We start from the raw sequence: 12,384 nt of genomic DNA, 5'->3' as shown, positions 1-12,384 counted from the left end.
CTTACAAATTTGCAAATTTAAATCAAATTCTACCGAATTTACCTTTTTAATTTATAAATTTTAGCAGCAGGATTTAAAATCACAGGTTCAAAAAGCTCTCTATCATACTTTTCAAGTATAAAAAGCTGAACATACGCCGAATTTAAGGCACCATTATCAAGCAAAATAAATCTGCCATAATCTTTCATAAAAATTACAAAAAGCCCGGCACTACTATCGATAGCAATTTCTTTGACTACTAATTTTCCGTTTGCGTCGTAACTTGTTTCATAAAATGTATTTATGCTATACTCTTTGCCACCAATTTTAGCAACAAGTAAATCGTTTCTTAGCATGACACCGCCACCGATATTCACCCCATATTCATCTTTGCCATAAAATGCGCCACTATAATATAGCGGATCAACAAATTTTTTGCCAGTTTTTAAGTCCAAATTCGAAAACTGCATAATAACAGGAAAGATGTTATTCATGCGATCAGGCAGATAAAAATAGACATCTCTACTAGCTTTTGGCGGAGTAAAATCTTCAAATCTTAAAGATAGTAAAAAGTCATTAATGTCGCTAACACCATAATCTTTAATCGCTTTTTGCATTATATCGCCACCGAATTTCTCTTCAAATTTGCGCTCAGTGTATTCCACGGCAAGACGCGCCATATTTGCTGCGCTAACTTGATCTTTAAAAAGTGAAAAACTAACAGGAAAGTTATCATCACCTAGATGCTTTCCGCCGTCGATTAGCGTTTTGGTATCACTATAATATCTAATCGGATAGCCATAGTCCCACCACGCTAAAACATAATCTTCGCGACCTGCGATATTTTTTAATTTATCCAAAATTTCAACTTCGCTCCTAAAAAACACCGTATCGGATTTATACTCTTTAATATGCGTCCAAGCAGGATACAACGCCGCTAGTGTCGCACCAAAAAGCAAAATTCTTTGCAAAAATTTTGGCATATTTAAATTTTTAATACCAAAATACAAAATATAACCAAAACTTAGCCCCATAACGCCAACAGCGTAAATGGTAAATCTTAGACCTGCTTTATTTGCCAAAAATCCAAGTGCCAAAAGTGGCAATGAAAGCAAAAATTCCTTATGCCTAAAACATAAAAGCGCATACCCAAAAAGCGCGATTACAAAAACGATAGTGTGCGAACTAATGCGTTCCATAAAGATTTTTGGTGGAACGATGCCAGATTCTTGAATCGTTTGATTAACATTGAAATAGTGAAAAATCGCACTTGCATTATGTGCGTTATCGGCGACATCTCGCAAGATATAAAATCTAAGATTAAACCAAATCGGATTTAATCCGCCTTTTATGATAAAAAGTGCCAAAACCAAAATGCCGATAATGCCTAAAATATGCCAATTTACGAGCTCTTTTTTATAAACAAAAAAGAAAAATAGTGCAAAAATAAGTCCAAATTTAAGGAAAATAGAAATCCAAGTAATCGATAAAATTAGCAAAATCATTGCTTCATAATTTACAACTCTTTTTCGCTGAAAAATCAACGAATAAACTATAAAAATCCCTAAAAATGCCGAATTTAGCGTAAAGCTTGACGGATACCACCAAAGATAAATGCTAATAAAAACAGGCGTTAATATAAGCGAAATTTTATCGCCTTTGGTGCAAATTCGAATAAGCCCCCATAACACAAACATCGCAAAAACAATATTTAGCATATCGGTATCGTAGTATCCGCTCATCGTGCGGTTATAGTAGCTATGGGCTACACAAGCAACCAAAGCACCGATAAATCCTGCTCTAAGGCATTTGAATTCAGATGAAATCAGCAAAATAGGCACCACGATTAAAGATGATAAAATCGTAGGCAGATATAAAATAATGCTTTCAAAGCTAAACGGCAAAATCATTTTCAGCCACGCAGTCAGCTTAGCTAGTGGAAAATCAATGTAACTTAAATCATTTGGTTGATGAAATCCTGCCAAATAATCCCTTGCCCCTTCGGCAAAGGCATATCCGTCGTTTGTGTTTATCATAAGCTGATTATTCCAAAAAAACTGCGGATAATCACTCGCCCAATAAACCCAGTAAATTCGAAGCCCAACACTAAAAATGAACGCCAAAATAATCATCAAAAGCAGGTGTTTTGAAAGCTCGTAGTTTTTTATAAATTTAAAAATTTTACTAAAATCAAATTTGTTTGTTTGCAAATTCTCTTGCTCCGTGATAGTAAAGCCGTTAATTGGCTCTTTTTGCGAGTTTTTGCTTTGCGAATTTGCTAAATTTTCACCCTTTTGCATAAATTTCCTTTAAATCTTTTATCAAATCTTTTGCAATTTTATTTTTATTAAAAAATTCGGCTCTTATTTTAGCCTTTTTTTCATAAATTTTTACAAATTCAGGCTCATCGATCGCTTTTTGCATAGCTTTTATGGTGCCCTCTTCGTCATTTACGCCAACTAAAACGCCCCATTCATCATCACCCAAAAGCTCTCTTGCGCCACTTTGATGATCGCTAGAAATGACGAGTTTTCCACACGCCAAAGCTTCGATTAGCGCGTTTGAAAAACCCTCAAAAAGGCTAACGAAAACAAAAGCATAGCATTTTGACATATATTTATAAGGATTATTATCAAAACCGAGCAGTTTTACGCGACTAGCTAAATTTAGCTCGTTTATTAAATTTTGCAAACTCTCACGCAACACGCCATCGCCTAAAATCAGCAAATCTTTATCACAATTTTTAAGCTTTGCATAAGCACGAATCAAAAGCTCGTGATTTTTCCCAGCATCAAGTCTGCCAACGCTTAGGAAAAACGGCTTTTTTTGCTCTATGCTCTCTTGCGATTTTTGCGCTATTTCGTCTAAATTTAGCGCATTGTATAAAACACCCATTTTAGCGGGATTTATGCCAAAATTATCACGCAAATCGGCCAAATTGCCAAGCGAATTTGGATAGATAAAATCGGCCTTCGGATAGAGCCAACTAAGTAAAAATTTGCTGATTTTCGATTTGAAATTCGGCTCTTTATAAAGCACACTTGGCGTCGAACACTCGTTGATTATCAAAGGTTTTTTATCTCCAAAAATTCGCGCAAAACCAGCCACATAACAAGGTCGATTCATCCAGACAAAGTGAATATCAATGCCTAATCTTTTGCATAAATTTTTATATTTTAGCCCTAAAAATGGCAGTTTAATTAGCTTTTTTAAGCCATTTTCAAAAGGGGCTGATTTTTCTATGAAATGCACCTGCACCGAATTTGGAATTTGATAAGCAATAGTATCGTTCATCAAAATCAAATGCACTTCGTAAGCCTTGCAAAGCTCGGGTAAAAGGTTGCTCACGACCCGCTCAGCCCCACCACCAGTCATAGAATAAATAAATACGCTTAGTTTTTTCATCGTTTAATCACTTTTTTGATTAGATTTTTTATAGGCATTATAAATTTTGAGTAAAAATTTACCGAAAAATATGGTAATTTAGGGTGAATATAAAATAAAAATAAAATTTTATTTGTAAAATTGTTTTTTATATCTTTAAGTATAAAATTTAAATCTAAATTTTTTCTAATAAATTTATGAAATTCTGTGATTTTAAATTTATATTTTTCATTTTGTGGTTGAAGTATTTTTTCTGCAACAACAAGCATTGTTAAACAAATTTTATATCTTGCAAATTTAGCATATTGCGGGTATGCCAATTCAAATTGATTTGTAAATTTTTGTGTATTTTTAATGACAGAAAAAAATCTATCATTTAAAATTTGCGTTGTAGAAGTTGGATTTTTTCTATAAAAATAGATATTTTTTTGATTTGTTGCAATTTTTTGTGTGCTATTAAAAATTTCAAACCAAATAGCCACATCTTCATGAATTTCACCAGCCGGAAAACGCAAATTCGCAAATATTTCTTTAAAATATAGAATCCTACAAACTCCTGTCATAAAATAACCGTTACCAACACAACTACCGATAAATATATCTTTTGGCTCTAATAATTTTTCATCATTATTTTGTAAATTCTCTTCTTTGTAGCTTTGAATTTGCTCGTTTTTGCTAAATTCTTTATAACCTGCCATAGAAATTTTTGTATTGTATTTCTTAATCAAATCAAAAAGAATTTGTATATAGTTTTCATCGATTATATCATCGCTATCTACAAAGCTTAAATATTCGCCTTGCATTATATCAAGTGCATTATTTCTTGCTACTGCTTGACCTGAATTTTTTTGATGAAGCACTTTTATGCGAGTATCATTTTTAGCAAATTCATCGCAAATTTCGCCACTTTTATCTGTGCTTCCGTCATCGACTAAAATAATTTCTAAATTTGTATAAGTTTGCGAAATTACAGAATTTAAGCAATCATGCAAAAAATTTTCAACATTATAAACAGGGATTATTACTGAAATTAACGGATCTTTAACCATTCGTCTAACCTTTTTTAAATTTATTTTGCTATATTTTCAATCAAATTTTCCCATTTTAAAATTATATTTTCTACTTTAAATTTATCTAGCCCAATTTCTGCGTTTTTTATTAGTTGTTTTTGCAAATTTTCATCTTGCATTAAATTTGAAAGTTTTTGCGCCAACTCTTTTTCATCTCCTATTTTAAATAAAATTCCATCAAATCCGTCATTTATAAGCTCTTTTGCACCAGTTGTATCGCTAGAAATTCTAGCACATTTGTTAAATGCGGCTTCGATTAAAACATTTGGCAAACACTCGCTTAAAGAAAACATAGTAAATATTTTAGCTTTTTCGTAAAATTTAGAAATATTTTCTTGGTGACCTAAAAAATTAATTTTTAAATTTAACTCTTTTGCTAAATTTTCCAAATTTTGTCTTTGTGAACCGTCTCCTGCGATTTGAATTTCATACTTGCTTAATAATTTTTTATCAATCAAACTTAAAGCTTTGAAATAAATATTGTATCCTTTTACGCTTTCTAATCGTCCCACACTTAAAATAATATTTTTCTTTTGTATATCGTCTTGCAATAATTTACCGAAATAAGGGTTGTAGATTATTTTACATTTTTTTGTAAATTTTGAATAATATTTTAGTTCTTCTTTATTTAAAACGGTTAAAAAATCTACAAATTTATAGCTGTAATTTCTTATTTTTGCAAAAAGCGACGATGTGCAAAGATTATGATTAACATGTTCAGTAGCGATAAGCGGATAATTTAATCCCAAATTTGCAATCACACACGCCACATTTGTCCAATCCATAAAGCTAATTATCAAATTCGGATTTTCTGCTTTAAAATATTTTCTCAAAAGTATATATTTATCAAATTTACCACTATTTTGATTTAGATTAAAATAGATAAATTTTATATTATCGTCAAATTTATATTTTTTTTCATCGTCCGATAAAACCACTATCTTTACTTCATGTTTTTTAGATAAAGAATTTGCTAAAACCTGCAAAACTCGCTCGGCACCACCATTTGCGATATTTGCTATAATAAATAAAATTTTCATTTTGCACTCATTATTTTATTTATAAGAAACACAAAAACTTGCCTTGGCAAAAGACCTAAAAATAGCAAGACAAAGCTCTTTTTATCAAAATTTAGCGATAAACTTTGGAATAAATTTTTATACATTTTCGCTAAATTTCCATTTGATTTATGGTGCAGGGCTAATATAAAATATAATTTTGATAGATACTTTTTATTAATATTATCGCTTTTTTGTAAAAGCTTTTGTATATATATCTCATATCCTTTTATAATTTTATCAGAATGCTTAAAAGCATTACTCATCACGCTATTATTTTGCTTAATCCTATAAATTCTCACAGCTTCATGCAGATAATATGCCCTATAATCAAAAAAATCTATCCAAAGAGTATTTTCATTTCCATATAATCCGCTCTCAAATCTTTTATTGCCAAGCATTTCACGCCTAAACATAACCAAAAATTCACCCTGAATTTTACCATTATAATAATCTTCTTTATCTATTTCTCCGCTTTTATCTATGCCAAAACCAGAAAATTTATCTGTTAATTTGCCGTCTATTTCATAATAGCATTGCGCCCAAACACTGCAATATCCTTGTTTTAAAATTTCTACCATTTTTGAAAGAGCATTTGGCAATAAAATATCATCATCGTCTAATATAACCAAAGCTTCGCCAGTTGCCTTATCAAAACCGTTGTTTTTGTTCCCATTTGGCCCTTTTTCATATTTTTCATTTAAAAAATAAAATATACTGCCATATTTTTTTATATAATCATCTACAAGTTCTTTGGTTCCGTCTGTGGAATGATCATCCGTTATTATTATTTCTAAATTTTTATAATCCTGTTCCAAGACGCTTTTTAATGCAAGTTCTAGTAAATTTTTACGATTATAAGTTGGTATTATTACGCTGAGTTTCATTTTTTCTCCACAATCAAATTTATAAATTCTAGCCATTTTTTGCCAATGGTTTCTATGCTATAATCATCTCGCCTTAAATTTGCATTTTTTATAAATTCTTCTCTCAAATTTTCATCACGCATTAAAATTTCTAGTTTTTTAGCGATTTCATCTATATTATCGACCTCGCACAAAAAGCCGTCTTTGCCATCTTCTATAAGCTCACCAGGCCCTGCTATGCAATCAGTCGAAATTCTAGCAATATCAAAATAGATGCTTTCCATTAAAATATTGCAAAATCCCTCTATTCTGCTAGTTACAACCACGATTTTAGCTTTTTTATAATACTCATCGATATTTTTTACAAAACCGGTAAATTCTATGCTCAAATTTAACTCTTTTGCTAAATTTTGCAAATTTTGCCTTTCGGTTCCATCGCCTACGATAATTATTTTCCATGTGTCCAATAAATTTTTATCAATTTTACTTAAAGCTTGTAAAAATATATCAAAGCCTTTTAGCTCTATAAGACGACCGGCGGCCAAAATAATATTTTCTTTTTTAAATTCCGAAATTTTTGGTATTTTAAACATTGGATTAGGCATAACTGTTACATTTTTCACATAAGCGTAATGCTTCGAGTCGTATCGTGTCAAAACCGTCAAGCCATCTGCAAAATGATAGGTTATTTTCCTTAAAAATCTCCAAATTCTTCCTTGTAGAAAATTATAATTACTATGTTCTGCTATGATAAGTTTATTTTTGAGACCAAAATTTGCAATGCTTGATAATATATTAACATAGTCTAAAAATGATATAATGACATCTGGATTTCTACTTTTAAAAGCTTTTCTTAAATATATAATTCTTCTTAACATTTCCACTAAAAGACTAGAATTTCCAATACTAAAATTTGCATTTGTGATTTTAATATCTTTTGAAATTTCATAAAATGGTTCATCATTATCAAATTTTAAAATTTCAATTTCATGTTTATTATTAAGATAGTTTGCCAAAATACTCAAAACACGCTCAGCGCCACCTTTACCTATATTTGGAATTACAAATAAAATTTTCATATATTATTTTTCTCCAAAGTTGAATTTATAAATTCTAGCCATTTTCCATAAATTTTTTCTATTTTAAACTCATCTTTTCGCAAATTTGCATTTTGCGAAATTTCGTTGTTGCTTTGCATAGCAAATTTTATTTTTTTTGCTAAATTTTCAGCTCTAAAATCATCGCTAATAAAACCATCAAAGCCGTCTTTTATAAGCTCTTTTGCCCCAACCGTAGGCGTTGCGACACGAACGCAGTCAAATCTGATACTTTCAACCAAAACATTTGGCAAACACTCATTTAGCGAGCTTGATACGATGATTTTTGCACGCGAATAATATTCATCGACATTTTTCACGCTCCCTTTAAATTCGGCGTTTAAATTTAAATTTTTGGCTAAATTTTGTAAATTTCGCATTTCTTCGCCATCGCCTAAAATTTCTATTTTCCAGCCGTTTAAATCAACCAAATTTAAAGCATTTAAAAATATATCACAACCTTTGATTTTGATAAGCCTACCAACGAAAATAATTAAATTTTCCTTTTGTGTTTGGCTAAAATTTTGCGCATCTGCAAACACGGGATTATAAATTTTAGTTCTATTTTTGACATACAAATAATGCTTTAAATCATCATTTGTTAGCACGGTTAAGCCGTTTGCAAGGGGATAAAAAAGCCTTTTTAAAATTTGCCATTTTTTACTAAGCAGGGTGTGGTTTGAATGCTCAGAAATTATTAATGGCGTTTTAAAACCAAATTTAGCGATAATGCTAAGCAAATTTGTGCTATCCATAAAGGAAATCACGCAGTCAAATTTGCCATTTTTTATCAAATTTCGTAGGGCAAAAATTTTGCCAAATCGTTTTTTTAAATTTGCAAAAAAACCTTTATTATCGACGCCGTAATCTAAATTTATGATTTTTACCTTTTCGCTTATCTCGTAAAATGGCTCCAAGCTTTCGAATTTAGCTAAACTTACATCGTGAAAATTCGCGAAATATGACGATAACACCGCCATGACCTTTTCGGCTCCGCCGTTTCTCAAAGTGGAGATTACAAATAAAATTTTCATTTTTCTTCCAAGTTCGAAATTATAAAATTTTTCGCAAATTCTTTTTGTTTGAGCAAAATTTGATTTACCCGTTCGTAATCTATTTTTTTATCCAAATTTATATCGCCACTTGAATTTATAATTCTACCGCTTAGCTCAAACATTTCAAAAAGCGATTCAAGCCTAGCATTTCCCCTAGCTTCATTAACAAAAGCAAAAAATGGTTTATTAAAAATTATCGAAAAAACGCACCCATGAAAGCTATCTGTGATGACAAATTTCGCTTTTGCGATAGAGCTTATCCACTTTTCTATACTTATGCGATTAGCCGTGTCATTTACTTCGCAAATGCCTAAATTTTCACGCTCCGAAACTTCTCGTAAAATTTGGCTAGTTTTTTCATTGCTATCTAAAATATAGGCAAAAATTTTATTTTCGGCTTTCGTTTCGCAAAGAAATTTTTCATAAATTTGCTTATCGGCTAAAAGTGTAGGATCTAGCACCCATTTTACTTCTACGCCAAAATGCTTTTTGTAAAGCTCCACGCCACTTTTTTCACGCACAGATACGACCTTAAATTTATCAAAAACGCTTTTTAATTTTTCTAAATTTTCAGCTTGTTTTGAACCAAAACTTCCTGCGTAGATGATTTTTTTCAAATCATCACTAAGCCCTAAAATGCATTTTTCATAATCCTTAAAACTCCAATACTTAGGACGCAAAACCTGATCACTACCTAGAACTATGCCGTCAAATTTCTCATTTTTTAAAATTTTTTCAAAATCTTTTATCTCAAAAATATCTTTTGTAATATTTATGTTTTTTTTAATAAATTTTGTAGTATCTCTCAAATATTTTAATCCGTATGTTGCATCTTTATATTTTCTAAATTTAATAATTTTTGCAGCTAAAAATTTACAATAAGCAAGAGAAAAATAGTTATTATCGTATTTTATTCTTAAAATTTTTGCTTCATAACCATAACTTTCCAAAGTTTTTTGCAAGGCATAGGCTTGTAAAATTCCGCCATAATTATTTATCAAAGGCAGAGTCAGGATCGCTATTTTCACATTTTTTCCTTTATTTTTCTAATGATATATTTACAAACCAAAAATGGGAATTTGATTTTTTCTAACACTTTTTCAAATTTTACATAATCATTTATATATTTAATCGCCTTCATATCGTCACGATAAATTTTTCTTTGCAATTTTAGTTTTTGCTTTTGTAAAATATTTAATTTATTATAAAAATACGCAGCTTTTTGTGCCACGACGGCTCGCTGTGAAGTATAAATTTGCTCTATATCGAAACTCTCGCAATGCACGGCATTTTTATCTGCATTTTTAAAAATTTCATCAAGCTCGTTATTTCTTGTTATCACAAGCGAATGTCCGCGCCAATCGGGTGTAAATTTAGGAAGCCACGCATCCATAAGCACGGCGTCTGCGCATAACGCAAAAGTATCGTTGCAGTTATTACAAGCAAGTGGCGTAAAGGCTCTACTTGTCCAAAATGTCACTGGTGAAGTTGCGTGTTCGTTAGCAGACGACCAATCTCTAATCGATGAGCAATCATCATCAGACAAGAATTTAAAAGCGAAATTTGAACTAGGTCTATCTTTGATTTTGTATCTAAAATCAACCTTTTTAAGCTCTTTGTGTTCTCTGAAATTCAAATCTGCCAACGATTGAGCAAATTTTTTGCTTTTGACCTGACCACAAACAAGTCCGATCATATATTTTATGCGTTTGCGAAGTTTTGGGTTGGTTTTCATTGCAAGTCGCAAAGCCTTTGCAAAGCACGGCAAAGCAGTTATTGCGTAAGTATCGTCATTTGCTAATATAAATTTTAAAATTTCTTCCATATTAGTTGGATAGTATGCCGATTTTCTAGCGTTTTTTAAGCTTTCTGCGTTATCAAAAATATCAAATTTAAATAATTTTTCCGAATTTTCGCACGGCGCAACGGCGATGATTTTACCGACCATTTTTCGTTTCAAAAGTTCGCTTAGCAGGTAGTATCCAGCCCCGCCACTGGCACTATTTATGCGTTCATTTTCATCTTTTATAAAAAATTCATAATTCCCAACATATTTGCCTATTTCTTTATATGAATTTTTACTATCAAAAATTTCATTTGAGATTTCATTTTCAGCTAAATCTTTTTCATAAAAAGGGCAAACTTTTAAGCAAATATCGCATTTTGGGTTGCAACCTGGAATTTCTTTTGGTTCGTAATGACCAAAGCTATTAAAATCCATACTTAGCACTTTTGATGGACACAGCCCGGCACACGCGCCACAGCCGATACATCTATCTTTTGCGACAACTTCACCTATGATATTCAAAATTTGCTCCTTATCTTTGCAAAAGCATTGCTAAAAATCGCTCTTTCGTAATCGTTCATAATAAATTTAAAACTAATAATAGCAAAAATTATCGCATAAATTCCACCACAAACCAAAATATAGATAACTCCGTGTAAATTTAACGCATAAATTATCAGTAAAATTATCATCACGCAACCAAGCGAAATAATAAACATCTTAGCTATATTAGCCCAGAATTTTAACATATTTAAGCCGATTTTATAGTGATAATATAAATTCATAACAATTATATTTAAAACCACCAAAGCCGTCGCAGTTCCACACGCAGCACCGATACTGCCGTAAATTTTGGCAAGTGGAATCGAAATGGCGATATTTACAAACGCCATTATAAAGGTTGCAATGGCTTTAAATTTAAATTTATTTTTCGCTTGTAAAATCGCAATGCCTAAATTTTGGATTAAAGGTATGCTAATTGGAATTGTTAAAATCATCGCTACATAGTAGCTTGTTTCGTAATTTTTCCCAGCCCAAAGTATCATAAAATCTCTACCAAATAGAATAAAAGCCGAAGATATAAAGAAAATGATATAAAATTGCAACCTGCCGATTTTTATCATTTCATTTGTAAGTTCGTCATTGGTCGAATTTGCCGAAACCATTTTTGAAATTTTTGGAAGCATTACACCGCTTATGGTTACAGAAAGAGTTATAAACATAGAATTTACACCGCTTGCAACAGCATACAGCGATACCGCCGTCGTTCCTGCAACTACGCCTAAAATAAAATTATCCACGCTCCAATTAACCTGATCGACAATCATACCCAAAAATATAAAAAACGAATACGCAAAAATCTCTTTAAGTCTGCTAAAATCAAAGCTTTTAACGCTTATTTTTGGATTTATTTTTTTCTTGCAAAAAAAGTAAATTACAAAAATTGCTACCAAATTTATGATAGTTGCTACAATTACCATACTAATCGCCCTATACCCTAAAAATAAAATAGGAATAGTAATAATTGGTAATAAAATTGTTCGTAAAATCCCAATTAATTTTAAAAATACAAAATCTTCATAAGCTGTCAAGATTGATGAGTAAATACTAAATGGAAAGGTTAGAACAAAATTAAATGTAAGTAAGGATAACATTATTTGAAGTTTTGAAATTTCATCTAGGCTTAATTTTTCGCCAAAAATTTGCGGAGTAAAAAATATAAGCAAAAGCCCGATTATAAGGCTGATTGCACTCATACATAAATACACACTAAAAACAGTGCCATAAAGTTTTTTTTCTTTTTCGATTTCGCCACTAGCTATATATTTTGCAGTATAGACAACAATCGCATTTCCAAAACCCAAATCTAAAATCGCTAAATAGCCTATAACGCTACTGGCAAGTGAATACAACCCATACTCACTCTGTCCCATAATACGCAAAAAAAACGGCGTATAAACAAGCATTAAAATCGTAGAAATAAAGATATTTATATACGATAATACTACGCCAAATTTTCGCTGTGAGTGCGATGGAGAATTTAAAATAGTAGAAAAATTCATAAATTTACCAAAATTTTAAATTAAAA

Annotated in this window: 10 protein-coding genes; all 10 read right to left on the bottom strand. The window is 31.1% G+C overall.

All coding sequences use genetic code 11. The features are described 5' to 3' along the window. Positions 1-38: 38 nt before the first annotated feature. Positions 39-2,111 carry an STT3 domain-containing protein gene (locus PF026_RS01245; RefSeq protein ID WP_270863451.1) on the bottom strand — a complete coding sequence of 691 codons (2,073 nt, stop codon included), beginning with the start codon at positions 2,109-2,111 and terminating at the stop codon, positions 39-41. Positions 2,112-2,265: 154 nt separating this feature from the next. Continuing rightward, positions 2,266-3,384 (bottom strand): N-acetylgalactosamine-N,N'-diacetylbacillosaminyl-diphospho-undecaprenol 4-alpha-N-acetylgalactosaminyltransferase, encoded by a 1,119-nt coding sequence (gene pglJ, locus PF026_RS01240; RefSeq protein ID WP_270863209.1) that lies wholly within the window; start codon positions 3,382-3,384, stop codon positions 2,266-2,268. Then, complete coding sequence (locus tag PF026_RS01235; RefSeq protein WP_270863208.1) at positions 3,381-4,412, bottom strand: glycosyltransferase family 2 protein; 1,032 nt, start codon at positions 4,410-4,412, stop codon at positions 3,381-3,383. The genes pglJ and PF026_RS01235 overlap by 4 nt, the downstream gene beginning before the upstream one ends. A 20-nt stretch (positions 4,413-4,432) precedes the next feature. Continuing rightward, positions 4,433-5,473 carry a glycosyltransferase gene (locus PF026_RS01230; RefSeq protein ID WP_270863207.1) on the bottom strand — a complete coding sequence of 347 codons (1,041 nt, stop codon included), beginning with the start codon at positions 5,471-5,473 and terminating at the stop codon, positions 4,433-4,435. After that, positions 5,470-6,414, bottom strand: a complete 945-nt coding sequence (locus PF026_RS01225) for a glycosyltransferase family 2 protein (protein ID WP_270871575.1) — start codon at positions 6,412-6,414, stop codon at positions 5,470-5,472. Before PF026_RS01225 ends, PF026_RS01230 begins: the two co-directional genes overlap by 4 nt. Then, a complete protein-coding gene (locus PF026_RS01220) occupies positions 6,375-7,436 on the bottom strand; it encodes a glycosyltransferase family 4 protein (RefSeq protein WP_270863205.1) in 1,062 nt (353 codons plus the stop codon). The genes PF026_RS01225 and PF026_RS01220 overlap by 40 nt, the downstream gene beginning before the upstream one ends. Further along, entirely contained in the window at positions 7,433-8,488 is a 1,056-nt protein-coding gene (locus PF026_RS01215) for a glycosyltransferase (RefSeq protein ID WP_270863204.1), read from the bottom strand. Before PF026_RS01215 ends, PF026_RS01220 begins: the two co-directional genes overlap by 4 nt. Beyond that, a complete protein-coding gene (locus PF026_RS01210) occupies positions 8,485-9,537 on the bottom strand; it encodes a polysaccharide pyruvyl transferase family protein (protein WP_270863203.1) in 1,053 nt (350 codons plus the stop codon). Before PF026_RS01210 ends, PF026_RS01215 begins: the two co-directional genes overlap by 4 nt. Beyond that, on the bottom strand, positions 9,534-10,817 hold the full coding sequence (locus PF026_RS01205) for a Coenzyme F420 hydrogenase/dehydrogenase, beta subunit C-terminal domain (protein WP_270863202.1): 1,284 nt from the start codon (positions 10,815-10,817) through the stop codon (positions 9,534-9,536). The genes PF026_RS01210 and PF026_RS01205 overlap by 4 nt, the downstream gene beginning before the upstream one ends. Then, positions 10,814-12,358, bottom strand: a complete 1,545-nt coding sequence (locus PF026_RS01200) for an oligosaccharide flippase family protein (RefSeq protein ID WP_270863201.1) — start codon at positions 12,356-12,358, stop codon at positions 10,814-10,816. The genes PF026_RS01205 and PF026_RS01200 overlap by 4 nt, the downstream gene beginning before the upstream one ends. Positions 12,359-12,384: the final 26 nt, after the last annotated feature.

It is taken from the genome of Campylobacter sp. CS_NA3 (assembly GCF_027797495.1).
GTDB lineage: Bacteria > Campylobacterota > Campylobacteria > Campylobacterales > Campylobacteraceae > Campylobacter_B.
The sequence above is the reverse complement of the archived record's forward strand: the minus strand, read 5'-3'. Positions and strand labels throughout refer to the sequence as shown.

What these genes read in the sequence shown, in the direction of transcription:
- PF026_RS01245 (WP_270863451.1), bottom strand. Translation starts at nt 2,111, where the DNA reads ATGATTATTTTGGCGTTCATTTTTAGTGTTGGGCTTCGAATTTACTGG.
- pglJ (WP_270863209.1), bottom strand. Translation starts at nt 3,384, where the DNA reads ATGAAAAAACTAAGCGTATTTATTTATTCTATGACTGGTGGTGGGGCT.
- PF026_RS01235 (WP_270863208.1), bottom strand. Translation starts at nt 4,412, where the DNA reads ATGGTTAAAGATCCGTTAATTTCAGTAATAATCCCTGTTTATAATGTT.
- PF026_RS01230 (WP_270863207.1), bottom strand. Translation starts at nt 5,473, where the DNA reads ATGAAAATTTTATTTATTATAGCAAATATCGCAAATGGTGGTGCCGAG.
- PF026_RS01225 (WP_270871575.1), bottom strand. Translation starts at nt 6,414, where the DNA reads ATGGCTAGAATTTATAAATTTGATTGTGGAGAAAAAATGAAACTCAGC.
- PF026_RS01220 (WP_270863205.1), bottom strand. Translation starts at nt 7,436, where the DNA reads ATGAAAATTTTATTTGTAATTCCAAATATAGGTAAAGGTGGCGCTGAG.
- PF026_RS01215 (WP_270863204.1), bottom strand. Translation starts at nt 8,488, where the DNA reads ATGAAAATTTTATTTGTAATCTCCACTTTGAGAAACGGCGGAGCCGAA.
- PF026_RS01200 (WP_270863201.1), bottom strand. Translation starts at nt 12,358, where the DNA reads ATGAATTTTTCTACTATTTTAAATTCTCCATCGCACTCACAGCGAAAA.